General features: G+C 40.0%; 28 protein-coding genes. 11 read left to right on the top strand and 17 right to left on the bottom strand.

Annotated features, from left to right (window positions below; all coding sequences use genetic code 11):
- Nucleotides 1-70: 70 nt before the first annotated feature.
- The 6 genes from KME09_08230 to gmd all read right to left on the bottom strand — a co-directional run bounded on the left by KME09_08230 (nucleotide 71) and on the right by gmd (nucleotide 4,285).
- Nucleotides 71-325, bottom strand: a complete 255-nt coding sequence (locus KME09_08230; protein ID MBW4533913.1) for a Txe/YoeB family addiction module toxin — start codon at nucleotides 323-325, stop codon at nucleotides 71-73.
- Between the two features lie 7 nt (nucleotides 326-332).
- The gene (locus tag KME09_08225; GenBank protein MBW4533912.1) at nucleotides 333-587 is read right to left on the bottom strand and encodes a type II toxin-antitoxin system prevent-host-death family antitoxin; all 255 of its coding nucleotides are present in this window, start codon (nucleotides 585-587) and stop codon (nucleotides 333-335) included.
- Between the two features lie 286 nt (nucleotides 588-873).
- Nucleotides 874-1,434 (bottom strand): manganese efflux pump MntP family protein, encoded by a 561-nt coding sequence (locus KME09_08220; protein MBW4533911.1) that lies wholly within the window; start codon nucleotides 1,432-1,434, stop codon nucleotides 874-876.
- A gap of 382 nt (nucleotides 1,435-1,816) precedes the next feature.
- A complete protein-coding gene (locus tag KME09_08215; GenBank protein MBW4533910.1) occupies nucleotides 1,817-2,020 on the bottom strand; it encodes a hypothetical protein in 204 nt (67 codons plus the stop codon).
- 173 nt (nucleotides 2,021-2,193) lie between these two features.
- Nucleotides 2,194-3,141: a GDP-L-fucose synthase gene (locus KME09_08210; GenBank protein MBW4533909.1), complete on the bottom strand. Its 948-nt coding sequence runs from the start codon at nucleotides 3,139-3,141 to the stop codon at nucleotides 2,194-2,196.
- 73 nt (nucleotides 3,142-3,214) lie between these two features.
- Entirely contained in the window at nucleotides 3,215-4,285 is a 1,071-nt protein-coding gene (gmd, locus tag KME09_08205; protein MBW4533908.1) for a GDP-mannose 4,6-dehydratase, read from the bottom strand.
- 218 nt (nucleotides 4,286-4,503) lie between these two features.
- Between gmd and KME09_08200 the strand changes: the two genes are divergently transcribed.
- Together KME09_08200 and KME09_08195 are read left to right on the top strand one after the other, a co-directional pair.
- Nucleotides 4,504-4,629 (top strand): MOSC domain-containing protein, encoded by a 126-nt coding sequence (locus tag KME09_08200; GenBank protein MBW4533907.1) that lies wholly within the window; start codon nucleotides 4,504-4,506, stop codon nucleotides 4,627-4,629.
- A gap of 452 nt (nucleotides 4,630-5,081) precedes the next feature.
- Nucleotides 5,082-6,671: a gamma-glutamyltransferase family protein gene (locus KME09_08195; protein ID MBW4533906.1), complete on the top strand. Its 1,590-nt coding sequence runs from the start codon at nucleotides 5,082-5,084 to the stop codon at nucleotides 6,669-6,671.
- Between the two features lie 221 nt (nucleotides 6,672-6,892).
- On the opposite strand, the gene KME09_08190 is transcribed toward KME09_08195, so the two are convergent.
- From KME09_08190 to radA, 3 genes are all read right to left on the bottom strand, one after another.
- On the bottom strand, nucleotides 6,893-7,228 hold the full coding sequence (locus KME09_08190; GenBank protein MBW4533905.1) for a XisI protein: 336 nt from the start codon (nucleotides 7,226-7,228) through the stop codon (nucleotides 6,893-6,895).
- Nucleotides 7,216-7,632 (bottom strand): hypothetical protein, encoded by a 417-nt coding sequence (locus tag KME09_08185; GenBank protein MBW4533904.1) that lies wholly within the window; start codon nucleotides 7,630-7,632, stop codon nucleotides 7,216-7,218. The genes KME09_08190 and KME09_08185 overlap by 13 nt, the downstream gene beginning before the upstream one ends.
- A 74-nt stretch (nucleotides 7,633-7,706) precedes the next feature.
- A complete protein-coding gene (gene radA / locus KME09_08180; GenBank protein ID MBW4533903.1) occupies nucleotides 7,707-9,206 on the bottom strand; it encodes a DNA repair protein RadA in 1,500 nt (499 codons plus the stop codon).
- Between the two features lie 272 nt (nucleotides 9,207-9,478).
- Between radA and KME09_08175 the strand changes: the two genes are divergently transcribed.
- The 3 genes from KME09_08175 (at nucleotide 9,479) to KME09_08165 (ending at nucleotide 12,084) form a co-directional block, all read left to right on the top strand.
- Nucleotides 9,479-10,207, top strand: a complete 729-nt coding sequence (locus KME09_08175) for a response regulator transcription factor (GenBank protein ID MBW4533902.1) — start codon at nucleotides 9,479-9,481, stop codon at nucleotides 10,205-10,207.
- A 55-nt stretch (nucleotides 10,208-10,262) separates the two neighbouring features.
- On the top strand, nucleotides 10,263-10,910 hold the full coding sequence (locus KME09_08170; protein ID MBW4533901.1) for a cofactor assembly of complex C subunit B: 648 nt from the start codon (nucleotides 10,263-10,265) through the stop codon (nucleotides 10,908-10,910).
- Nucleotides 10,911-11,451: 541 nt separating this feature from the next.
- Nucleotides 11,452-12,084 (top strand): hypothetical protein, encoded by a 633-nt coding sequence (locus tag KME09_08165; GenBank protein MBW4533900.1) that lies wholly within the window; start codon nucleotides 11,452-11,454, stop codon nucleotides 12,082-12,084.
- 32 nt (nucleotides 12,085-12,116) lie between these two features.
- Here KME09_08165 and KME09_08160 read toward each other — a convergent pair whose 3' ends face one another.
- The 4 genes from KME09_08160 to KME09_08145 all read right to left on the bottom strand — a co-directional run bounded on the left by KME09_08160 (nucleotide 12,117) and on the right by KME09_08145 (nucleotide 15,879).
- Nucleotides 12,117-13,247, bottom strand: a complete 1,131-nt coding sequence (locus KME09_08160; protein ID MBW4533899.1) for a glycosyltransferase family 4 protein — start codon at nucleotides 13,245-13,247, stop codon at nucleotides 12,117-12,119.
- A 100-nt stretch (nucleotides 13,248-13,347) separates the two neighbouring features.
- Complete coding sequence (locus KME09_08155) at nucleotides 13,348-13,515, bottom strand: hypothetical protein (GenBank protein MBW4533898.1); 168 nt, start codon at nucleotides 13,513-13,515, stop codon at nucleotides 13,348-13,350.
- A 40-nt stretch (nucleotides 13,516-13,555) separates the two neighbouring features.
- Nucleotides 13,556-14,980 carry a hypothetical protein gene (locus KME09_08150; protein MBW4533897.1) on the bottom strand — a complete coding sequence of 475 codons (1,425 nt, stop codon included), beginning with the start codon at nucleotides 14,978-14,980 and terminating at the stop codon, nucleotides 13,556-13,558.
- Nucleotides 14,977-15,879 (bottom strand): glycosyltransferase family 2 protein, encoded by a 903-nt coding sequence (locus KME09_08145; GenBank protein MBW4533896.1) that lies wholly within the window; start codon nucleotides 15,877-15,879, stop codon nucleotides 14,977-14,979. Before KME09_08145 ends, KME09_08150 begins: the two co-directional genes overlap by 4 nt.
- Before the next feature lie 437 nt (nucleotides 15,880-16,316).
- Here KME09_08145 and KME09_08140 point away from each other — a divergent pair, with 437 nt between their 5' ends.
- A complete protein-coding gene (locus KME09_08140; protein MBW4533895.1) occupies nucleotides 16,317-16,994 on the top strand; it encodes a methyltransferase domain-containing protein in 678 nt (225 codons plus the stop codon).
- A 332-nt stretch (nucleotides 16,995-17,326) separates the two neighbouring features.
- Nucleotides 17,327-17,596, top strand: a complete 270-nt coding sequence (locus KME09_08135; GenBank protein ID MBW4533894.1) for a DUF1816 domain-containing protein — start codon at nucleotides 17,327-17,329, stop codon at nucleotides 17,594-17,596.
- A gap of 205 nt (nucleotides 17,597-17,801) precedes the next feature.
- On the opposite strand, the gene KME09_08130 is transcribed toward KME09_08135, so the two are convergent.
- Complete coding sequence (locus KME09_08130; GenBank protein MBW4533893.1) at nucleotides 17,802-18,158, bottom strand: iron-sulfur cluster assembly accessory protein; 357 nt, start codon at nucleotides 18,156-18,158, stop codon at nucleotides 17,802-17,804.
- Between the two features lie 293 nt (nucleotides 18,159-18,451).
- Nucleotides 18,452-18,787, bottom strand: coding sequence for a hypothetical protein (locus KME09_08125; GenBank protein MBW4533892.1), 336 nt, complete (start codon nucleotides 18,785-18,787; stop codon nucleotides 18,452-18,454).
- 545 nt (nucleotides 18,788-19,332) lie between these two features.
- On the opposite strand from KME09_08125, the gene KME09_08120 reads away from it, so the two are divergent.
- On the top strand, nucleotides 19,333-19,707 hold the full coding sequence (locus tag KME09_08120) for a hypothetical protein (GenBank protein MBW4533891.1): 375 nt from the start codon (nucleotides 19,333-19,335) through the stop codon (nucleotides 19,705-19,707).
- Between the two features lie 22 nt (nucleotides 19,708-19,729).
- Here KME09_08120 and KME09_08115 read toward each other — a convergent pair whose 3' ends face one another.
- On the bottom strand, nucleotides 19,730-20,701 hold the full coding sequence (locus KME09_08115; GenBank protein ID MBW4533890.1) for a hypothetical protein: 972 nt from the start codon (nucleotides 20,699-20,701) through the stop codon (nucleotides 19,730-19,732).
- A 218-nt stretch (nucleotides 20,702-20,919) separates the two neighbouring features.
- Entirely contained in the window at nucleotides 20,920-21,861 is a 942-nt protein-coding gene (locus KME09_08110; GenBank protein MBW4533889.1) for a glycosyltransferase family 9 protein, read from the bottom strand.
- A 93-nt stretch (nucleotides 21,862-21,954) separates the two neighbouring features.
- Between KME09_08110 and ispD the strand changes: the two genes are divergently transcribed.
- The 3 genes from ispD to recO all read left to right on the top strand — a co-directional run bounded on the left by ispD (nucleotide 21,955) and on the right by recO (nucleotide 24,418).
- Nucleotides 21,955-22,638, top strand: coding sequence for a 2-C-methyl-D-erythritol 4-phosphate cytidylyltransferase (gene ispD / locus KME09_08105; protein MBW4533888.1), 684 nt, complete (start codon nucleotides 21,955-21,957; stop codon nucleotides 22,636-22,638).
- Nucleotides 22,639-22,679: 41 nt separating this feature from the next.
- Nucleotides 22,680-23,360, top strand: a complete 681-nt coding sequence (gene deoC / locus KME09_08100; protein MBW4533887.1) for a deoxyribose-phosphate aldolase — start codon at nucleotides 22,680-22,682, stop codon at nucleotides 23,358-23,360.
- Between the two features lie 194 nt (nucleotides 23,361-23,554).
- Nucleotides 23,555-24,418, top strand: a complete 864-nt coding sequence (gene recO / locus KME09_08095) for a DNA repair protein RecO (GenBank protein MBW4533886.1) — start codon at nucleotides 23,555-23,557, stop codon at nucleotides 24,416-24,418.
- Nucleotides 24,419-24,421: the final 3 nt, after the last annotated feature.

Raw genomic sequence — 24,421 nt, 5'->3', positions numbered from 1 at the left:
TTTATTTGCTCAATTTATTTGATCAATAATGCGATCGCAATCAGTAATCTTTAACTCAAAAATGATTTTTTTAGTAATGATAACGGCATTGAACAATAACAATGCAATCGTCCTTAATCTGATAGATAAGCCGATGTTCTTGATTGATTCTGCGTGACCATAAACCAGACAGATCAAACTTCAAAGGTTCAGGTTTTCCTAAGCCCTCAAAAGGATTTCTCTGGATATCTTTAATCAATTGGTTAATTCGTTTAAATACTTGCTTGTCAATTTTTTGCCAATACAAATAATCCTGCCAAGCATCATCTAAAAACATGATGTCCATCTGAGCATTACTCTTCAATTAGTTCATGCTTTTGATAATTTTTTCCTTTTAGCTTTTCCAATGCTTGATAAAGACGTTGAGCATTAGCAGGACTTTTGAGCAGGTACATAGTTTCTTCGAGCGCGCTGTAGTCTTCTAAAGACATCATTACCACAGGGCGTTCTGACTGTCGAGTAATAATTACTGGTGCATGGTCATCACATACTTGATTCATTACCGCTGAAAAGTTTTTCCGAGCTTGAGTATAAGTAATTGCATCCATAATCGATAGTAAGTAAAAAGGTTACTCAATACTTCTCGTTTAACAAATGCGGATTAATCTATGAGGCTAGAAAAGTAACGAGTAACAAGTAACAAGTAACGCTACCTACTACCTACTACCTACTACCTACTACTTAACTAATCAATAACAAAGCTTAAACGAGAAGTATTGAAAGGTTACTTAATTATCATGCTACTGTTTACGTACTTATATAGTCAAGAGGTTTTGCCAGAACGCGATCGCCTTTTAAGTTTTTTTTATTGATTGATAATAATAATTTAATAATTTAAGAGATTAAATGTTCACATAAAATTTTGCTGCCAATAAAGATTAAAATTAATCCCCCGATAATTTCTATTTTATTACTGAATTTATTACCAATTCTATGACCAATAAAAACTCCAATAAAAGATAAACTAAAAGTAATTGCGCCAATTAAAACTGCTGTTGAAGTAATAGATATCTTTAATAAAGATAATCCTAAACCCGCAGCTAAAGCATCAATACTGGTCGCGATCGCTAAAACTAAGAGAGTGGATGAATCTAGAGGATTAAATTTTTTAGATTCATGCTCTAATTGGAATGATTCATAGATCATCTTTCCACCAATCAAGCTTAATAAGCTAAAAGCAATCCAATGATCGTAGTTGGCAATAAGGTCACTAAAATTAATCCCTACTAACCAACCAATTAAAGGCATCAAAAATTGAAAAAAACCAAAAAATAAAGCTATTTTTAAAGCCTTATTGATTTTGATTCTTTTGATCAATAATCCACAGGAAAGAGAAACGGTAAAAGCGTCGGCAGCTAGCCCTAAAGCCAAAAAAGCTGTTGATAAAAAATTCATTAATTATAATTTAGCAACGCTAAATATTGTTAAACTCTTGCCTATTATAATTCTTTAGAGACTTTTTTAGTTATCATATTTATCTCATTTTTTCAACATAATTTACTAAAAGTTAAAGTATAAAATAAATGAAAGCTTATTAATGCCTGAAATGAATTAGCTTTGATTTATTAGCTTTTAGCTTTTAACTTCTAATAAAAAACTCCGTGACCGTAGGGAATCCTTTAGGGCAAAAACTTTAAAGTCCCCTTAACTTAATGAACCTTGTCCTGTTAGGCGAGGGGACAATCTGTTTAAATAACTACTACCATAACTTTGATTTTGAAAGTTTGATTTTGAAAGAATGGTGTTCAGTATGGGTAAAGGTTAACCTTGATCTAAGTTAACCGTCTTCACCACCTTCGCCACCTTCAGCATCTTCACCACCTTCAACATCTTCGCCTTGGGTAGCAGGTTGCTCAATCGAAGTGTCATCCCCATCGTCACTATCAGTGTTAGGTGCCTCACACCCTGCCAGAGAGGACATCATACCTAGAGAAAGAAACAAAGCGATCGCTTTGGTGGCTGCTTTTTGAGAATTGTTCATGGTCATTTTTTGACTGCTCCAGTTTTTATGGTTACCTCAAAGCAAAAATAATTACATCTTCACTTTGGAAAAGATAATTCTATCAAAAGAACTACATCAATAACCAGCGATCGCCAAGAGTAGGAGCAACTTATCCTCTCAAAGCGATCGGCAAAATAGCTAACTTATCAACATTAAACTGAAATTACAGCATGTTGACGATACCATTCAATCGTGTTTTTCAAGCCTTGGCGAAATTCAGTTTCCGCCACGAAGCCAAACTTTTCTTTAGCTCTTTGAGTATCTAAACAACGACGGGGTTGTCCATTAGGCTGATCGGTTTGCCAGACAATTTCTCCCTCAAAACCCATTAGCTCACAAATAGTTTCGACTAGATCTTTAATCTTTACTTCCTGATTTGTGCCAAGATTCACTGGAGCAGCTTCATCATAGCTTTGAGTCGCCATGACAATACCTCGCGCAGCATCAGTAGAATAAAGAAATTCGCGAGTGGGACTACCATCACCCCAAGCAAGTAACTCTCTATCTCCTCGCTCCTGTGCCTCATAAACCTTACGAATCAACGCAGGAATTACGTGGGAGCTACGGTGATCGAAATTATCTTCAGGCCCATAAAGATTAACGGGCAAAAGATAAATGCCGTTAAAACCGTACTGCTGACGATAGGCTTCTAGCTGAACCAAGAGAGCTTTCTTGGCGATCCCATAGGGAGCATTAGTTTCTTCAGGATAACCATTCCACAGGTCATCTTCCTTAAACGGTACGGGTGTAAATTTAGGATAGGCGCAAATTGTGCCGACGCAGACAAACTTGGACACCCCTTCTTGATAGGCAGCATGAATTAACTGTGTCCCCATCATCAGGTTGTCATAAAACAATTCAGCGGGCTTTTCTCGGTTTAGACCAATACCACCTACGTGAGCAGCTAGATGAATCACTATTTCCTGTTGTTTAACTGCCTGTTGGCAATTTTCCCACTTACACAGGTCTAATTCACGCGATCGCGGTGTGCTAATTCTGTCGATGCTAGCCCCAGCTTGACATAGCTGATTGACTACCTGCTTACCTAGAAAACCATTGCCACCTGTTACCAGGATATTTTTGTCTTGTAAACTTAACATTGCTAATTAAGATTGGATACGTAAGTATTTTAAGTATTAAGTCGCGAATCGGTTCAAATCACGAAAGTGTTACTTAATCGACAATGCTGGCAAAATTACGACGATTTAAAGTGCTATCGACCCCCTTACTGCCATCGGGAGTTGGTAGATTGAGGTTAATCAAATCAGCATTAACCATCAGTTTGACCAGCTCTTCAAAGGTAACTGATGGGGCCCAACCGAGTTTTTCTTTGGCTTTAGTCGGATCGCCAATTAAAAGATCTACTTCTGCTGGACGAAGATAGCGTGGGTCAAAAGCGACATAATCGTGCCAGTCTAAATTAACGTGACCAAAGGCAATATCGAGAAATTCTTTGATTTCGTAAGTTTCCCCTGTGGCTACAACATAATCATCGGGTTGGTCTTGTTGCAGCATCAGCCACATCGCTCTGACGTAATCTTTAGCGTAGCCCCAATCTCTTTTAGAGTCTAAATTACCCAAGTAAAGTTTCTTTTGCGTACCTTCGACAATACGAGCGATCGCTCTAGTAATCTTGCGGGTAACAAAGGTTTCACCTCGACGAGGAGATTCATGGTTAAATAAAATACCGTTACAGGCAAAGAGATCGTAAGATTCACGATAGTTAATTGTCTGCCAGTGGGCATAAACTTTAGCGCAGGAATAAGGACTACGAGGATAAAAAGGAGTATTCTCTGTTTGGGGAACTTCAATGACTTTACCAAACATTTCTGATGAGCCAGCTTGATAAAATCTTACTTCAATCCCAGTTCGTTGCTGATAGTCTCTAACCGCTTCTAGGATACGTAAAGCACCCATCGCCACAGAGTCGACAGTATATTCGGGAGAATCAAAACTAACACGAACATGAGATTGAGCGCCCAAATTGTAAATTTCGATGGGCTTAACCTGTTCGAGAATTCTTCTGAGGGTAGTGCCATCAGTTAAATCACCATAGTGTAGAAATAATTTCGCTTCAGGACTATGAGGATCGATATAAATATGATCGATGCGATCGGTATTGAAGGTAGAAGTACGACGAATAACGCCATGGACTTCATAACCTTGATCCAATAAAAATTCGCTTAAATATGAACCGTCTTGACCTGTGATACCCGTGATTAAAGCTACCTTACGTTCACTCATTTGTCTAATTTACCTACTAGTTAGTCATTAATATTTAGTACTATATATCTGTATTTTATTGCCACTAGAATGTATCAGCAAGAAAATGCATCCCAATATAGAATTCATTTGAGATCTCTAGGAAGAGGCGGCAAGCTTTTTAATCATTAATCTGATGAAACAGAGGATATTAGTAAAAAAACGTCCTAAGATTGTCTAGTATTGCAAGGCAAAATAAAATGAACATCCAAAATGGAGTTGAGGGAAAAATTAAGCGATTATGGCGTTATCCTGTCAAATCTTTGCTTGGTGAATCTTGTAGAGAATTGTCTGTAAATAAACGCGGAGTTATTGGCGATCGCTAGTTTGCAATTGAAAATAATCAAGGAAAATTTGGTGGGGGAAAAAACACTCGCAGATTTTGCAAGATTGAAGGTTTATTTAATTTTCAAGCAGAATATGATGGAGATATCCTGGTAGTTACATTCCCCGACGGACGTAAAATAAGAGGAAATAATTCTCTAATTAATCAAAAGCTGTCTTTGGCATTGGGAGAGTCTGTGACCTCAGTTAGTGAAAGACATATTTCACATTTTGATGCTGATTCGCTTCATCATTTTAACTACATCTTCCTGGCGATCGCTAACCAACTACATATTCGGTAAATTGACGCTTAAAAGGAGAGTGAAAACCAATTACAATTCGGTCTTAGCAACTCCCATTTCTACCAGTTCTGCTGCAATATCATTCTCCGTACCATTCGGAATATTTAATTAAGTCAGCCATTGCTCGATGACCTCTTAATTCAGGTTTATATATGAAATACAATCTTACTCAGTATCCCTACCCTTCTCAGCGTCGAGTCGTACTTGGAAAACATTATGCTGTAGCCACTAGCCAGTCTCTAGCGACACTAGCGGGAATAGAGATGTTTTGGGCAGGCGGTAATGCAGTGGATGCTGCGATCGCCTCGGCAATCGCGCTGACTGTTGTCGAACCGACCTCCAACGGTATTGGCGGTGATGCTTTTGCTTTGGTTTGGGATGGTAAGCTACACGGACTCAATGGTTCAGGCAAAAGTCCTCAAGCCATGAGCTTGGAGACTTTTACTGGGTTAAAGTCTGTACCCGAATTAAGTTGGCTTGCAGTGACTGTACCAGGAGCAGTTTCGGCTTGGCAGACTCTATGGAAACGTTGGGGAAAGCTGCGGTTTGAACAGTTATTTGCTCCAGCTATTCGCTACGCTAAAGAGGGGTTTCTTGTGTCTCCAGTAACTGCAGCAGCTTGGAAACGAGCCGAAAACATTTATTTATCACTCGATGCTCCTCAATTTGTCCCATTTAAACAGGTCTTTTTTTCCCGAGGACACGCCCCCAATCCTGGCGAAGTCTGGAGCAGTCCTATCCATGCTCAAACCCTCGAAGAAATTGCTGATAGCAATGGAGAAAGTTTTTATCGTGGCAGACTGGCAGAAGAGATCGTCGAGTTTGCTACAGAGACAGGCGGTTTACTTAACGCTACCGATTTGGCTAATCACGAATCGCTTTGGGTAAATCCAATTTCTACACAATATCGTCAATATCGGATCTGGGAGATTCCCCCCAACACTCAAGGAATTGCAGCGTTAATGGCGCTCAATATTCTTGAAGGATTCGATCTCGCTTCTGTTCCTCGTGAGTCTTCCTATAGCTACCACCAACAAATCGAAGCGATGAAGCTAGCTTTTGCCGATGTATACCGCCACGTTGGCGATCCAGGATTTATGGAAGTATCTTGCGAACAGCTTTTAGATAAAGCCTATGCTACCAAGCGCAGACAGTCGATCGAACATCAAGCATTTTCCTTAGCAAAACCTGGGTTGGCTTCAGGAGGAACTGTCTATCTAGCAACGGCTGACCAAGAACTGATGGTTTCTTTAATTCAGTCCAACTACAGGGGCTTCGGGTGCGGTATCCTGGTTCCTGGGACGGGAATTGCGCTTCACAATCGCGGTGCTGGCTTTACGTTAGAGAGTCATCCAAATCAGGTAGCGCCTTCTAAACGTCCTTTCCATACAATTATTCCTGGATTTATTACCGAAGGAGATCGCCCGTTAGGGCCATTTGGGGTAATGGGAGCCCCTATGCAGCCTCAAGGACACTTACAGATGGTTCTCAATTTAACAGACTATGGGATGAATCCTCAAGCAGCGCTTGATGCTCCTCGCTGGCGGTTTATTAGTGACAATCAGGTGTTAGTTGAGTCAGGAGTTTCACCTGGGATTGTGCAGGAACTGCGCGATCGGGGTCACAATATTCAAATTGCTCCATATACGATGTTTGGCAAAGGTCAAATAATTTTGTCGCAAGCTGGAGGATTTGTGGCTGCGTCAGAACCTCGTGCTGATGGAATGGCGTTAGCACAATAGCATTATTTATGAGTAACTTGTGTTTTTTTATGCTGTTGGTCTTCAACAATCAATAATTACTTTTGTTTAATCATCCTCATCAGGCATAGCAGAAAAATTGCCCGATCGCTCTGAGAGAATTGCAGCAATAATCGCATCAATGAGTTTAGAGATGGGAATAACTTCCAAGCCAAGATCGCCCTTCACCAATTAAGACAGTGCGTGGATCGACGACGCGATCGCTAACCAACTGCATATTCAGTAAATTGACGCTTAAAAGGAGAGTGAAAACCAATTACAATATCGGTCTTAGCAACTCCCATTTCCACCAGTTCTGCTGCAATATCATTCTCCGTGCCATTATGTTGGAGCCAAATTTTCCCATCTCTGATATCGAGATGTAAAATACAACCATAGATGCGGCGATCGCCCTGCCAACCAACATGCACTAATTGATAACGATCTCTAACCGTATCAAAAATCAGCTCGGTTTCAACTGTTGGATCGTCACCACTCAAAGCAGCATAATCTTGAAGAAGTTTCTGGACGATTTCGGAATATTTAATTAAGTCAGCCATTGCTCGATGACCTCTTGTTCGGGTTTATAGACAATTAACTTTAATTGTTGACTATGGATGATACCTTGGACAAGTTGGGTGGCAAAGAAAGAAGTATAAGCATCCATTGGCACCGCTAGATAAAGAACATATTCAGGGTATTGCTCTGCTAAGAGAACACGATAGCTAATGAATTGTCCAAGGGCAGTATGAAATTCTGAGACGGCAGAGTTTTTTAAAAAGCTTTTGACTTCGACAGCAATTTTTTGCCCTGCTCGTTCTGCTGCGAATACTTTTTCAGCTCCTAAGTCGATATACAAATTGCCTAATTCATATCGGAGTATCAGTGGATCGTGAGTAATTGTCCAGCCATTTTTTTCGAGAGCATGGCGAACAATATCGTGAAACGTATCTTTTCTAGACATCTGCAAGATCGATCTGAAAACATCGACTGTACAACAATTATAAGCTTCCCTCAGTAATCAATATTTACGTTTGTTTAATCATCCTCTTCAGGCATGGCAGAAAAATCGCCCGAGCGCTCTGAGGGAATTGCAGCAATAATCGCATCAATGACTTTAGAAATCGGAATAACTTCTAAACCAAGATCGTCGGGTAAACTTTGACCTTTAGGCACGATCGCCTTTTTAAACCCCAATTTAGCAGCTTCTTTCAGCCGTAATTCCATTTGCGAAACTAGACGCACCTGTCCCCCTAAGCCAACCTCACCGATTAAAACAGTGCGTGGATCGACGACGCGATCGCGAAAACTTGCCACAATAGCGATCGCCACTCCTAAATCCGCAGCAGGTTCACCCACGCCTAAACCGCCAACGGAAGCGACATAGGCATCAAGTTTAGAGAGAGGTACACCCACTCTTTTTTCTAAGACTGCCAGAATTTGCTGAAGACGATTATAATCAATGCCTGTTGTAGAGCGACGAGGAGAAGTATAGCTAGTGGGACTAACTAAAGCCTGGATCTCAACCACAATTGGACGAGTTCCCTCACAGGCGACTACTACAGAAGTACCAGGAGAGGCTTCATCCCGATTACCTAAAAACAGCTCAGAGGGGTTATCAACCTCCACTAAACCCCCTTCTGCCATCTCAAAGATACCTATTTCGTGGGTTGCCCCAAAACGATTTTTGACCGAACGTAAGAGACGATGGGAGGCATAGCGATCGCCTTCAAAATAGAGTACTGTATCGACTAGATGTTCCAAGACTCTGGGCCCAGCGATCGCACCTTCTTTAGTAACGTGACCGACAATTAACAGGGTAATATTTTCTCTTTTACCCACCTGCATTAAGGCTGAAGTACACTCTCGTACCTGTGCCACAGAACCAGGAGAAGAAGTTAAGGCAGCAAAATGTAATGTTTGAATACTATCAATAACGGCAACTTGGGGTTTTAAAGATTCCAGTTCCCGCAAGATCTCTTCCAAATCCGTTTCTGGCATGACATACAGGTTATTATCTTTCTTGTGTACTTTGCCGTTCTCCTTGCCGTTGGCTGCTGCTGTCTTCGTATCTGCTACATCTAAACGGGAGGCTCTAAGTTTTACCTGTTGTCCCGACTCCTCGGCGGAAACATAAAGAATACGTGGCAGAGTATATGACAACTTATTTGCCACCTGTAATAACAGGGTTGATTTACCAATGCCAGGATCGCCACCAATTAGCACTAGAGAACCAGGAACTATCCCACCACCCAAGACGCGATCGAATTCTCCATAACCCGAAGGAAATCTTTCTTGAACGTCGTTGTTAATTTCCGAAAATTTCAAAGATACCCTGGGTTTAGCTGCGCCCGATACCTTATTGTTAGAGCGAGTCCCCGACTGCCATCCTCCACGACTAGTTCCTCCCCCAGAAGATACATCTACGGGTTCTTCAGAAATCGTCCCAAACTCGTTGCACTCCTTACATAGTCCAAACCATTGGCTATATTCGGCGGCACAATTATTGCAAATATATATCTGTTTAACTTTAACCATTTCATTAAGAAAAATTGGAGATTTGAAGAAATAAAAAGATAAGTAATACACTTTTATGGAGAATCTAAGATCAATCTTAAGAAACTTTAAAAGCCTCAAAGATAAATTAAATCTGAAAAAACTCCCCAATTGTGAGAATAGTTCGGATAATCGCCGTAGAATAGACCATTAGAGCTATTATGCAAAAGTTAATTAAGCAAATTATGCTGCCAGTCAGTAAAAATTAAACTTAAATATCAGTAATCTTACTTAAAAAAGGAGCAGGTTGAAACTTGGAAACTAATAAAGAGAAAATTTTAGTAGTAGATGATGAAGCTAGCATTCGTCGCATTTTAGAAACCCGTCTGTCAATGATTGGTTATGACGTAGTAACGGCTGCTGATGGCGAAGAAGCTTTAGAAACTTTTAGGACTGCCGAACCAAGTTTAGTAGTTTTAGATGTAATGATGCCTAAGCTAGACGGTTATGGTGTGTGTCAAGAACTACGCAAAGAATCTGATATCCCTATCATTATGTTAACTGCTTTGGGGGACGTTGCCGATCGCATCACTGGTTTAGAATTAGGTGCTGATGATTACGTAGTTAAACCTTTTTCCCCCAAAGAACTAGAAGCAAGAATTCGCTCCGTGCTGCGCCGAGTTGAGAAAAATGGTGCGCCTGGTATTCCTAGTTCGGGAGTAATTCACGTTGGCTCAATTAAGATTGATACAAATAAACGCCAGGTATATAAAGGTGACGAGCGTATCCGTCTGACAGGTATGGAATTTAGCTTGTTAGAGTTATTAGTCAGTCGTTCTGGGGAACCATTTTCTCGTTCTGAGATTTTACAAGAAGTTTGGGGCTATACTCCTGAACGTCATGTGGATACCCGCGTAGTAGATGTCCATATTTCTCGTCTACGCGCCAAGCTAGAAGATGATCCGAGTAATCCTGAATTGATCCTAACTGCTAGAGGTACAGGTTACTTGTTTCAACGTATCTTAGAAGCAGGAGAAGAATAAAAACCAAAATCTAAGAATTTTAAAGTTACTTAGCTTAGAGCTTAGAGCTTGAAAAATGAATAAATACGATGCCAATCGCATACTAAGATTACTACCTTTTTTCGTTGGGGGATTGGGCGGTTTGCTGCTGTTAGTAAATCGTCTTTTGACAGCACAAATTACCGATTCTCAGGCACGTTCCGATGCTCTAGGGGTAATTGAAGGAGCAGTGCTAATTTTAGTTGGTTTGCTTTGGCAACAAATTCAGGGGCGAACTCCCGATACAGTAGATCTGATTGGGGAAACAGGTTTAGAACTAGATGAATCCCTCTGCGAATCAGCCAAAACCGAGTTGGCTTGGGCATCTCATTTGTTGCTTACTAACACCGTAACGCGATCGCTCTTGGTTTACTATGATGGCAAGACTATCTTGCGCAGGGGTGTATTGGGTAAAAATCCCCAAGTAAAGCCTGGGGCTATCTTAGAGCGGGTTATAGCTAAAGGCAAGCCTGTATATTTAGTGAATCTCAGTCTTTATCCTGGTAAATTAGAGTTCGATTATTTGCCAGAAAATACCCAGGGTGTAATCTGTCAGCCTATTGGTCAACAAGGAGTATTAATTTTGGGTGCTAATGCCCCCCGTAGCTACACCAAAAAAGACGAACAATGGATTGAAGGGATTGCGGATAAATTAGCGGTGACTTTAGTAAATCGTCAAGTTTGAATTGATGGGTTGAGATTAGGTAGTCCTAAAGGATAAGCTTCGCAAATAGGTAGTAGGTAAAAACTAATGACAATAGATGACTTCTATGCGTGCTACTCATTAAAACAGTTGCAATACATTACTAGATGACTCTTAATATTATTGATTGATACTTAACTTAATATTCTGCGGTCAATAACAAACAAATAATAAATATTGGGCGATGAGCTACAAAACTTCGGGGATTATATAGAGTAGTACTTTGAGTTAGATAAATAGGTGGTTAATTGCTCTATTGATCTCGATAGAATAACGCAACTAGCATTCAACAGTGAGGAATGTTCATTGAAAAGAGGTCTTAAACCTGATTAATCCTAAAGGACGACGCGAAGCTAGTACCATATCCGAAGGTGTATCCTTTAGGACAAGGGTATAACATGCTTTAGCATACACTTCGTTATCAATTGTTCAATGTTCACTGATCATTGATAAAACAATGTAGCGATTTTCGTCAACATTACTCTACTCTGACTACACCCTAAAGCGATCGCCAAGCAGAATTATGCAGGATGCCATCTTCCACAACTCAGGATTAGATTGTTACTTCCATCCTAATCAAGATACAGAGTTACTAGAACAGTTTGGTTTTATTCCTGGCTTAAAAGAGTTTTTAGTAATTCGTCAGGTACACGCTCTTGAACACGCGACAGTTTGGATGTTGGGCGATGCCGTCAACTCGAAAAAGACCAAATTATCAACTAGCTATCTCTCTGCCGACAATGAGACTATTGGTGGGTTGTCTACAGAAAAAGGATTTTATCTCTATGGTGAAATCAACCCCCTGAAATTAAGAAGAGCCGTTAATTTAGCCTTGATTCGTTTACAACAGGGAGAATGGAATCTGGCACTGCATCCTCGTTGTGGGACAAATTCATCTGTGGCAGCGATGCTTACTGCAGGCATGGCAGTTACGGCACATTTTGCTTTACCGCGATCGCCTTTTCATCAAATAATGGGCATGGGATTAGCTGCCATCACGGCTAACTATCTTGCTCCCGATCTCGGTATCTATGTCCAAAAATATATCACCACTGCCATCCCTTTTAATCTTAAACTTCAGAAAATTACGCAAATCAGGGATAAATCTGGAAAAGTAAGCTATTTTGTCAAGTTAAACTGGATTAATAAACAATAAACTTGAGATCTTGATTGAATCCTATAGTTTTGCTATACAGGCGATCGCTTTACAATAGCCTCTGTTTCTTTTAGTAAATACTCGACTCGATTAGCCCAACTGTGTTCATTCTCTATTTGTCTGCGTGCTTGTTGCCCCATTAACGAGAGACGATCTTGGGCTGCATAAGCTGCTATCAAAGCTTGTTTGAGGGTCTGTTTATCTCCTGGCTCAAATAAAAAACCTGTTTCTCCTTCAGTCACTAATCTAGTGGCATCTTCAAATGCAGATGCTACAACTGGTTTAGCCATCGACATATATTCATAGAGCTTCATTGGCGACAAGTACATTTTGCCCATCTGTAGCTGAATTTGTCCTGAGTAACCGACATCACAACCTGCTATGTATTGGGGTACATCTTGCCAGGGTACTCGACCAACAAACTCTACCTGCTGCGCTAAACCTAAAGCTTGTGCTTGTGCTGACCAAGTTGACTTCATTTCCCCATCGCCAACCACGATTAAGGATAAATCATAGCCTGTAGTTTTTAGTTCGGCGATCGCCTCTAGCAGTAGACCTAATCCTGCCCAGCTATACAAACTACCGACAAAACCAATGGTAAAGCCAGGAAATACTCTCTTTGGTTGATGTAGCTGTGGGTCGAGAAATTGAATATCTACGCCATTGGGAACAAGAACTATCTTATGAGAATCGATGCCGATTTCTGTCACTAAAATTTCTTTTAAAGTAGCGCTAACGCAGGCAATTACATCACATTGGCGATAAGACCATAATTCTAATTTTTTGGCAATACCGTCAAGTATTAAAGCTTTGCGCTCGGCTTTTGCTTCGTAATAAAGTAGTGCTTCTACCTGTAAAATCCACAGAACACCATGACGCTGAAAAATCCAGCCTAGACATTGAAGAGTCGCTGCATATTCAAATACCCAATCGACTTTGCTACCAATCTCGCGCCAGCTACGCCAGCTATTGTAAACTCCTAAACCAAGACGCACCAGATCGATCGCCAGAGTACGCATAAATCCTCGACTAATTGCCGCCCCCGATCCCTTTGCCGACCATTTTTGGGGAGAGCGATCGCCAACGATAAAAGTTTCAACTGACCACCCTTGGGACTCAAAGCCTTGAATCAAACCTAATACGCGGGAACGTGGCCCAGACATTTCGGCATTGGGATTAGTGGATATTCTGGGCGCGCCAGCTATAAAACCGAGTTTTTTCACTGAAATATTCCTGAGCTAGCTAATAGACTTCTTGCACAAATCATAATGAACCAGCTTCCCAAGAGGGAAAAGGGGAAAAGCTTGCACCGCATAGTTTGGTGGAAAAGGGAAAAAGCGCGAAGTTGCGTTGCCCTAAAGGACTAGCTTCGCGTCGCGGGGGTTTCCCCCGTTGAGCAAACTTCGTAAGAAGAATTAATCTGCTATTCATGCAAGAGGTCTGATGAAAAAAAATTACCAAAAATTACACCTTAGTCAACTTTACTACTATCTATCGCGATCGCTGTTACCGATAATGGCTCTAATTTGAGCTGGATTTTGTCACCCCAGGCAAAAGCCGAACCCGATCTGTTCCAGGTAACATTGGTTGATTCGGGTGTTGCCCCCTGGAGTACCCAAGGTTTGAGAAAGTTACTTTTTGGTCTGTAGTTGTTGAGAGTAACAATAACATTTTGCTGAGTTTGCAGCTTATTAAGCAGCAAGATACTCAAAGAGCGATCGCCAGGATCGTAACTTGCCCAACTACTTACTGTTCCCGTTGTGGTAGCATCAACCATTTTTGGTTTGAGAAACTGATTCCAAACCTTTAGGGCATAGCCCATTGGCGTTAGCTGATAATCAGTCTTAAAGGCGCTGGTATCTTCTGTTAAAGGATCTGGCTCTAGCCATCTGGATGTCCAAAAGTGAGTATAGTCTACTCGATCGATACTTAAAGCTTCTCCCAGCATTTCAAAGTTGTGGAGCATTTTCCAAGTATTGTTGGTATGAGCAACATTAGGATTAAATGAGCTAATTTCTGTAACGTTGAGCTTTAATTCTGGTCGATAAGTGGCGATCGCTTTAACTGCATCCTGAAGATTGTAGTCATATTTATCAGTCGAGTCTCTCCAGCTTGGATAATCTGCTTGCCAAGAATATTGATGGGTGACCAAAAAATCGATCTGATCTTTAACAATCGGCATAACTCGACTCCACCAATCATCATTCTGCTTAATTCTCATACCGTTAGCACCAACCTTAATACTCGGATCGACTGCCTTCATTGCTTGAGCCAACTGCACCACCGTTTGACCGTACTGTTCGGGAGTCCAGTTAACCTGTTCGTGATGCTGGATGTTGCTTTCATTGCCGATCTCCCAATATTTAATCTGATATCCCTTAGTTAAATTGGCATATTTAACCCAGTCGACTGCTGCGCTAACTACTGCTTCGGGGCTGACATGGGGGGCATCTCCCTGATAAGCGATCGCATCTATACCAACTACAATAAAGGGTTCTGCTTTGGTTGCTTGGCAGATTTCCATAAACTGATCGAAATTGAGTTGACTCCACCAAGTCCCATCTGGCTTAGAAAAGCTCTTTACCTGCCAAATACTCGGATCTTGAATTGCTACTTGAGGATTATTTGGCTTTTGGGGATCGAACAAAAAATACTCATTGGTGGCGTAACGTAGTGTTCCTGCCTGAATGTCTTGTAACGGCTGACTGATGTTAGGGCGATCGCTGACAAAATTTAAACCTATTCCTAGATTATAGTCAATATCGGCAACTACTTGCTCGACGTTAACAGTAATTTTTTGATCTACAGCTAAGGTTGGTATGCCAACTATAGCTAGTGCCAAGGCTAACATTGCCATTGCCAGAAGCGATCGCCATTTAATCTTATTCCAATTCATTTAGGTAGCTCATCGGGAATGACATCTGCTGCGAACGAGGGTGAATCATCTAGGTCTTTGTAGCCAATAATTGCTCTAATGTAGGGTAAACACCAGAAAAAAAACCAAAAGAAACCCGAATGTCTCTTCGTGAAGGCTGTCCAGGGTGAAATCGGAAAGTTTTTAACCTGAACCACGTTTTTAAGTCGCTGGGGAATCGAAAGCTGCGGATCGATCCAGCTTCCTGTCACTGCATTTTGAGAGCATGTCCCAATAAATCCTGGGGCTGCCCAAATCGAACAGCCTAACTGACGCGCCCTCAAACCATAATCGATGTCCCCTAGTGAATGGACAAATGCCTCATCGATATTGCCAACTTTTTGCGCTACAGCACGAGGAATTAAAACACAGTTACCATACATTGTGTCACACTCTTGAAGCTCGTCACTGGGCTTTAAAAACTCAAGTTTGTTGGAATACCAACGCTTTGACTTCATAGCTCCACCATAGGTAGGTTTACCTGTAACAGGATCTTGGGTTGAGCCGACAACAATCGCCTCGGAGTTACCCTGTTCAATTAAATCATGGTGAATAGCCAATAACTTTCTCAAAGCCCCAGAGTTGAGCATCGTGTCATCGTTCAACCACATATAGTAATCATAATTGCCTTTTAAAGCCTCCCCAAATGCTCTGCGCATACCTCCAGCCCAATAAAGATTGCCATCCCCCTGAAATAGCTTTACTGCTGGATAGTCTTGACTAACTGTTTTGGAAGTACCGTCAGAACTGCCGTCATCAACTAGATATACTGTATGGTCAACTTGTTGTTCGAGAAATTGTAAACAAGCAATAGTTGTGTCGTGCCGATTGTGGCAGGTCATAATAACTGCTATTCTTGGTTCACAGCCTGATTCAATCATATTGCTCATGGTTTTTGCTCGGAAGATAGACTAAATTGTTTTTTTTGGGTTGTTTCAAAATTTGCTAACGATTTATTATTCTATCAATACACCTACGCTTTATTACATTAGTGTGATGCAGTTAGATTCTGCCAAAAATAATTGCCTCTTTTGATTAGTTGAGCAGCTAAAAGAGTTTTGAGATTCAGTATTCTTAAAGTCGATCATAATTTTGATTGATGCTAGGTAGAAATAAATTTCTTACTTCAATAAGTATCCTTGACTAATTGTTATCTAGGCTACATTGCAGCATAAATTAACTAGATAAATCAACTAGAGGTACAAACCAAGTGGATTTAGACTAAATTAAATAATTACTTACTTAATTTGCGATCGGTCACACAACTCAGTTGATGATAGTATATTAATCAAACTTTGGTCTGGAGAAATAATCAAACATGATTAAAACTAAATCATTCCTGTTATTTAAGTTACTGGATAAATTACCTTTAGTTAAAGATTATGAATTCGGTCAAAACTATAGCAGTTTTAAAAGCCAGAAATTTATTGGCAAAACTAAAAAAATTAAACTGCTTGATGATCGAGGAATTAAGCAAATTAACTATGCTTGTGGTGGTAAATATCTTCAAGATTGGTTAAACGTAGATTTTCATCGCAAAAATTCATTTATTCTGCCAGATAAGACAATCTATTATTCAGTAGATCTCACTTCTAAGCACCCTTTCCCTGATGATCACTTTGAATTTGGCTTTGCCGAAGATTTTCTGGAACATCTGCAACAGGTAGATTCAATTATTTTTCTCAGTGAATGTTTCCGCACCTTCAAAAAAGGTGGTGTATTGCGTTTAGCTTTTCCTGGTTTAGAAGGAGTCTTGCAAAAACATTATTCAACTGTCGATTATGAAACAGTAATAATAGCCAAAGAAGAAGCCTATACCGCCTGGGGACATATGCATTTTTACTCCAGAGAAGAATTAACCACGGTTGCTAAACATATTGGATTTAGTGAAGTCAATTTTCAAAAATATGGCGTATCCAATTATCCAGTCTTGGCTGGATTAGAAACTCGCGAGGAACAGATTGGCTTAAATACATATGTAGAGCTAGTTAAATAAAAGTGTTTGGTTATTTGAGCCAAGGTAAGCGCCAGAAAAATTGTTTTCTGTTATTTTCATCTCTTTCCTGCTACCCATCGGTTTTTTGTTTTTTTGATCACCAGCGATCGCTTTAAAGTCTGATATTTTTTGTTTTCTTGCGAGTCTTCAATTATTTAAAGTATCTGACTATACCAGCAGAATAAGTGGATTATTAATATTGGTGACTTGGAACATTGAGAGTCAAAGATAGCTCGATCGTTTCCCGTGAACAGATTACTAATTATTAATTAAGTATGTTTTATATATCTCTGTAGATTGCCATCTTCTAGTCACACTAAATTTGTGCCATCATGATTACCATAAAAAAAATTTTAACCAAGTTGCTCAAGAATATTGTTCAACAATATTGGATAGAAGTTACAACAGCTAAACCCAGCTGCGTTTATTACTTTGGCCCTTTTTTAACTTATAAAGGAGCTAAGTTAGCTCTACCAGGTTTTATTGAAGATTTAGAGACTGAAAACGCCGAAGATATCAAGGCTGAGATCAAACGCTGTCAACCACGGGAATTGACTATTTTTGAGCAATTAAACGACAATTCCGATGTCGCCTTTACATAGCAGTAGCTGTCTTGACTTGTTCCATAGCGATCGCTTTGACTGCTGACAAAAAATTGAGTTTCTGCCTTAATTACTGTCTCTAATTTTGATTTACTTTCAGAACAGCAAAAAGCAGGTTAATTATAATTAACCTGCTAACAAAAAGTGTCGATCTGACTATTTTTACCGTACTGTCTATTGTTTAACTAAGCCTTGTAATCTGTATCTATACACCGAAAGACTTTCCACACCCACAGGTTTGAGCAGCATTTGGGTTGGTAAACTCAAAACCTCCACCAATCATAGCGTTGCTATAGTCTAAGACTAAACCATAAAGATATAATAAGCTTTTAGGGTCACAGACAATCTGAAACCCATCGTAATCAAATACTTCATCGCTATCCTTAAGCTGATCGGGTTCTTCAAAATCCATCATGTAGGACATGCCTGAGCAACCCCCTTGACGAACCCCTACACGAAGACAAAGTTCTTTTCCCTGCTGTTCTTGCAGCATCTTAATGTGCTTAAAAGCGGTTGGGGTTAATTGAATTCCTCTTTCTACTGTTTTAGTGGATTCTGTCATCTTTTTAAATAACTCCTATAAGATCTAAAATCAATTATTTAGTCATGAAGATCCTTAGCAACTGTAGCTCTCTCAGGATTTTCCATAGCACTAAAATTAATCACTTCTCTATATTTTAGATTCTTTGTTTAGATTTAAGGAAAATAATAACCTTGACTCAATAATATTGTTCAGGTTATGAATTAAAAATTTATGTCGAGATCTTAGCAATGATTAAACGGGGAAATTAGTAAGCCAAATGGTAAAAACTATAGTTGAAGTAGCATTTAGCTGACTAGATCCCCGAAAACATATTATTCGGCTACGCTACTGACGCTCAGAGGAACCAAATCACCGTAGATTGTAAATCCCAATAACATGGGTTCGTCTTCTTGAATTAGCTTCCCAGTTAGAGCGCAGCTTTCATCTTTACGAGCTGTAGCTTCAACTGTGGCACGAATATCAGAGCGAGCAAATTGAGGGCGATAGTCGCCAGATTTTTGGTGGACATAGTTCCACAAAATATCTCTGATTAAAGCCTGATAACCTTGATTACCCGAAAGTTCTTTGAGCTTGTCTTTGAGACTACGCTCTAAACGAATACTGGTAACTTCCATTTCAGTTGTCGATGTGCGAGTTAGGGTTCGCATTTTTTTCCTCTAGATACTAGACATACACGGTGCTATAATTGTAGTATTAAAAGTATGTTTTGGAAACCCTTGTTGGCAAATTTAATGTTGTTTCCATCACTTTTTTAAAAATATTTAATATATTGTTTCCAAAAATTGTGCGTTGATGGGAAACAAAGAGCAGAGTTATTTGATTAAAACACAAAGTAACTCAGCATACTTATTAATAATATAACGTATAGAAAATTGTAACTAAGAATTACGCTCTAAAAATTGCTCGTGAATTACTGCAAAAACTGAATAGCGGGGCAAAACAGCCCAGAATATACCTAGTAAATTAACAGGTTATTTTAACAAAACTTAATATACCCCGCAGCATTGAAAATACTCAGTGGGTTTTTTTGATGTGATTTTCTCAAACTGAACAATTGTTGAGTGATCTGTATCAACGCCAAAGCCCAAAAAATAGTCAACAGTTAGTTATGGACTAGTTCAATCAGATGAATATTGACCAAACCTGAATCTAGAGCAGGGACAACCTTACCTTAGAAGAGCAGAAGATCATTATGTTGAAAATTACATATTTAGAAGACGGAATTAATTTGGAGTATCTAGAAGAAGCTGTTGAAGTTTGGAAAGCAGAGCGAATTCTAGTTAATGTGCGTGCTGGAGTATGTATTTATGTAGAGTCCAGCATTGCCAATATAGTACTGTCAATTAATTCTGGAATTCATAGTTTAGTTAAATTAGCAGAAAATCAGCCGATTGAGTTAATTCCTTGTGATGAAGATTACCTAGAGGTTAGTTTAATCGGTACTTGGCTGGCTGAAACAAAAAATAGCGAAGAAGGAGTCTTTGTTTGTGAGCTAAATCATGAAATTGAATATTCCCTATATAGGCTGTGGCAAGCTTCTCAGGTAGGAGCTTCTGTAATCAACTAAATAGATGATTAATTTACTTGGTTCACTGAGTATTGATGATTTGAATTTTATTAGAGCAAAAAAAACTGATTAGCTGCGAAAAGCTAGCGCTTGATTGATTTGGTACCAAAGTCGTAATCCGATCGATACTTGCTTGATTTAGATAAATAAATACTTGGTTACGTAAAATCTGACGCATCTGGGGCATAAATCCCGCAATCTCTTGCTCAAATCTGGCTTGTCTTTCATAAGCCAAATCAACGATAAAGCGACTCATGGTTAATAATTTGGCTTTAGTTGAGTCTTGTGCAGAATTAGGGTAATGACAATGTAAAACTAGCTCTTGAAAATGAGGATTATCTTCGAGAAAGACTAATATTCCATCCTGAATATATGCTTCGACTCCATCCATCCCCAAAGCACCTAAATCCGCTAGAGCAATGATACTACCGACGATTGAGATCTTGCTGTGAGAATCGTAAAGATAGGGTTGATAGATCGAGTGGGCAAAAAAAGTAGCTGACGCTTTACTCCCTTGGGGATCTTGGACGCAAATCGTGGCAATGATGGCATCGCGAATAATTTGTTGTTCGCGATCGCTAAACAGAAAAGAAGCATCAAGTTTTTCAGTTGCCACAGCCTGATTAAGATTTTGAATGTAGCGTAACAGTTTGTTTGCTGTTTCTGTTTCACTAGAGCCTGACAGCCTTTTGCGAGATAAATTAGGTGGAGTCGGCTCGAATATCTGCACCATATCGTGAGCTAATCCACAGATACTAATCAAACTTTCTAATCGTGTTAATTCCTGTAATGAATAGTTCTCCATCAAGACGGGTTTAATTGCTTGAAAGATCGAGCAGGCTCGCCGTTTAACTGCTAAAGCATGACTGAGATTATGGTAGTAAAGTTGTTTATCTTTGGTTTCTTGAACAATTTCGGCTTGGAGATACTTTTCGACTAGTTGAACTATCTCAGCAAAAGAGGTTGGTTTCTGCTCCCAATATTTTTGTGTCATAAACAATTACTACATCTGGCTTAGGGTGGAATCGATTAAGTCTTGACAATGACAGACACTGAGTTTTTGAGATCTAGGAGCAAGGAAGGCAATTAATTTTAATTTCAGCTAATTTTAATTGCCACCCAATCGTAACTAGTTGTTTATCCTAAAGGATACACTCCGTTATTTTGCGTTTAATTCCTCATAAGTAAATATTTCAAGATACATAACTGCATTTATTGTTGCCATAGTTGCGAGATCACTTTCTCAGGCTGGATATCTTTTAATTCGTTGGTATTGGATGAGATCAAAATACAGTTTTCTTTGGTAGTAGGAATAGTCTTGCTGTCTTGATTACTAGCTAGAGCAAAAGTATAGGTATCTGTCGCTACAGCTAGCTGCATTGCCATCCCGCTGGTACACAAGATTAGATTTGCTCCCGCAATAATGGCTGCGGTTTTACCCACGTCTGGAGGCGCGATCGCTTTAAGATTACCATTTGCCGAAATCATCGTCGTCACCCAATCTTGATTGCGATCGCTTTGCAAGATCACAATGGATAATCCTGTTTGGCGCTGCTCCATATCTTGAACAATTTTTTGCCAGCTAGTAATGGGATAGGAGCTTATTTCAGTTGCTGATGGTTGATCCCAGAGAACGATATATCCACTATCCATAGTCCGTCGTTGCTGTTCCGATTCTGCCCAACGAATATCTTCGGCTGGTACATTGATCTTTAGAGGAGGGCAAGGAGTCTGAATACCCAGTCCTGTAACCAAATCATGATACATTTGCGCCGTATACTGCTCTGGTTTGCGGGTCACAGCAGCGGATAGATACAGTGGTGAATCATCTTGATAACCGATTCTGGTGGGGATGCCATTAAGCCAAAGTAAGAGCTTGATTCGCCAGGTCGTTTTGAGACTAATGAGGACATCATACTCGCGATCGCGCACCGTTCCCAAAAGATTGAGATAATCGGCGAAACTGTTGCGGTCTTGAAAATCAAACACTAGAACGTCATCAACATTTTTGCAAACTCGATAAGCTTTTTTTGATTGGGGTTCGACTAAAACATCAATTGACGCTTGAGGATACTGCTGCTTAAGAGTTTCCAAGGTAGGAAAAAAGAGAATTTGATTGCCAATATCGCCAGGCACGAGGGCTAGTACACGCATTCTATAAAGAAGATATAGTCCTTAGTTTTATCTGAGGTCAATTTTAGTAGATGATAGAGCTAAAGCGGATTATTTTTAGGAAAACATCATTAAATGCACTTATTGATTCCCGCAGCAGGTATGGGTCGTCGCATGGGCAGCGAGCGCAATAAGCTCTTATTAAAACTACTGGGAAAGCCTTTACTGGCATGGAGTTTACTAGCTGCGGAAAACTCTTCAACTATCGAATGGATTGGTATTATGGGGCAGTCTGCTGATTTTGCTGATTTTCAAGATATTTTGCGTCAATTAGATTTAACTACACCAGTTAAGTTAATTGTGGGTGGTGAGACTCGTCAGGAATCGGTTTACAATGGCCTAAAGGCTTTACCAGCAGATGCTAAACGGGTGTTAATTCACGATGGTGCAAGGTGTTTGGCGACTCCCGAACTTTTCGATCTTTGTAGCGCAACATTACACACCTGCAAAGGATTAATTGCTGCTGTCCCAGTAAAAGATACGATTAAAGTAGTAAATCCCGAAGGTCTGATTATGGATACTCCAGACCGTAGTAATCTTTGGGCTGCGCAGACTCCTCAAGGATTTGAAGTAGAGTTATTAAAAAGTTGTCATGCTCATGGCAAAAAATTGGGATGGCAAGTTACAGATGATGCTGCCTTATTTGAAAAATGCGATTTACCCGTAAAAATCGTTCAGGGAGAAGAAACTAATCTCAAAGTTACCACGCCTGTCGATTTGGCGATCGCTGAATTTATTTTGCGTCAGAGAAGAAATTAAGCACAAATTAATTTAAAAATAATTTAAAAATTAAGCCAAAAATGTCCGTAACTAATTTAGATTTAGATATCGATCTTGCTACCTATATCGACCACACTCTATTAAAGCCGAGTGCTATTGCTGAAGAAGTTAATCAGATTTGTCAAGAAGCGTGGCAATATAATTTTCCTGCTGTCTGTATCTATCCTGCTGCGGTAAGACAGGCGCGAGAGCTATTACACGATAAACAGCCTCAGATTTGTACTGTGATCGGCTTTCCTACTGGTGCGGTTACTTCCACAGTTAAGCTATACGAGGCGCAGGAAGCAGTGGAAAATGGTGCGACGGAGCTAGATGTCGTGATTAACTTGGGTTGGGCTAAATCGGGGGAATCAGGCAAGATCTATCGCGAGATAGCTCAAATTTGTGACGAAACGGGTCAAACTGTTAAGGCAATCTTAGAAACTACAGTTTTAACTAACGAAGAAAAAAGACTGGCAGCAGAAGTTTGTCTTGATGCAGGAGTAGCTTATCTTAAAACTAGTACAGGCTGGTTTGGTGGGGCAACGGTAGAAGATGTCAAGCTACTTAAGGAAATTACTAGAGGACAAGTTGGTATTAAAGCTGCGGGGGGAATTCGGACTTATGAACAGGCGATCGCTCTAATTCAGGCAGGTGCTACCCGTCTTGGTACTTCTCGCGGAGTGGATTTACTTCGACAACAGAATGAATCAATTAAATGATTACTTCTTACGAAGTTTGCTTATCCGAAGGTGTATCCTTTAGGACAACGGGGGAAACCCCCGCGACGCGAAGCTAGTCCTTTAGGGCAACGCAACTTCGCGCTAATTACTGATTATTGGTGGGCATTATTTAGGTAATTGGTCTTGATGATGGTTAATGGCGATGCCCACCCTACAATAAGCAATCAACAAAATTGAGCAATCAAAAGTATAAAGCTAAAGGAATTGTGTTAAAAGGTTCATCCCTGAAGGAAAACGATCGCCTGGTGACGGTGCTGACTCCTGAGTATGGTTTGATTCGTGCAGTTGCGCCAGGAGCGAAGAAATATAAATCCCAGTTAAGGGGTAGAACTGAGCTATTTGTGATTAATGAATTTTTAGTTATTAAAGGGCGATCGCTTGATAAAATTATTCAGGCAGATACTATTTATACCTACCCTGGTTTAAGCCGAGACATTGGTAAGTTGGCAACTGCTCAATATTTGGCTGAATTGTCCATTGCCTTAGCAGTAGCGGAGCAACCCCAACCAGAGCTATATGAATTGCTTAATGAGCATCTGCGACGGATTGAGCAATGTGAACTGGGGCAGTCGATCTATCCTTATTTGGCTCAGGGAGTATTTCATTTAATTGCGATCGCTGGCTTAACGCCTCAGATCTTAGAATGTTGTGTGACTCAACAAATTGTTGACCCCAATCTAGATTCTGTTGCCTGGCGCGTGGGATTTAGCTTTGAGGGAGGGGGAATTATTGATTTAGCAGCAGCACAGCAGGAGCAACAAGTTAAAGATCTTGAATTAGATGAAATGGAAACTTACAATGTTCGTTTGCCGAACATAGATTATCGTTTGAATGGGATGGAGTTAGCTTTGTTACAACAGTTAGTAAATCAAGATCTACCCTCAACCGAGTTATTTACAGCTCAAGCAACCAGTAATTTTGATTTAGAAGTAGCGTGGATCACAATTGAACAAGTTTTACGAGAATATATCCAATATCATATTGGTAAGACGATTCGTTCGGCTAAGCTAGTAGACAACCTCTATATTGAATTTTAAAAC

Origin of the sequence: Pleurocapsa minor HA4230-MV1 (assembly GCA_019359095.1) — a bacterium.
In the GTDB taxonomy this organism is placed as follows: domain Bacteria; phylum Cyanobacteriota; class Cyanobacteriia; order Cyanobacteriales; family Xenococcaceae; genus Waterburya; species Waterburya minor.
Note: the sequence above shows the minus strand (reverse complement) of the source record. Positions and strands in the feature narration are given on the sequence as shown.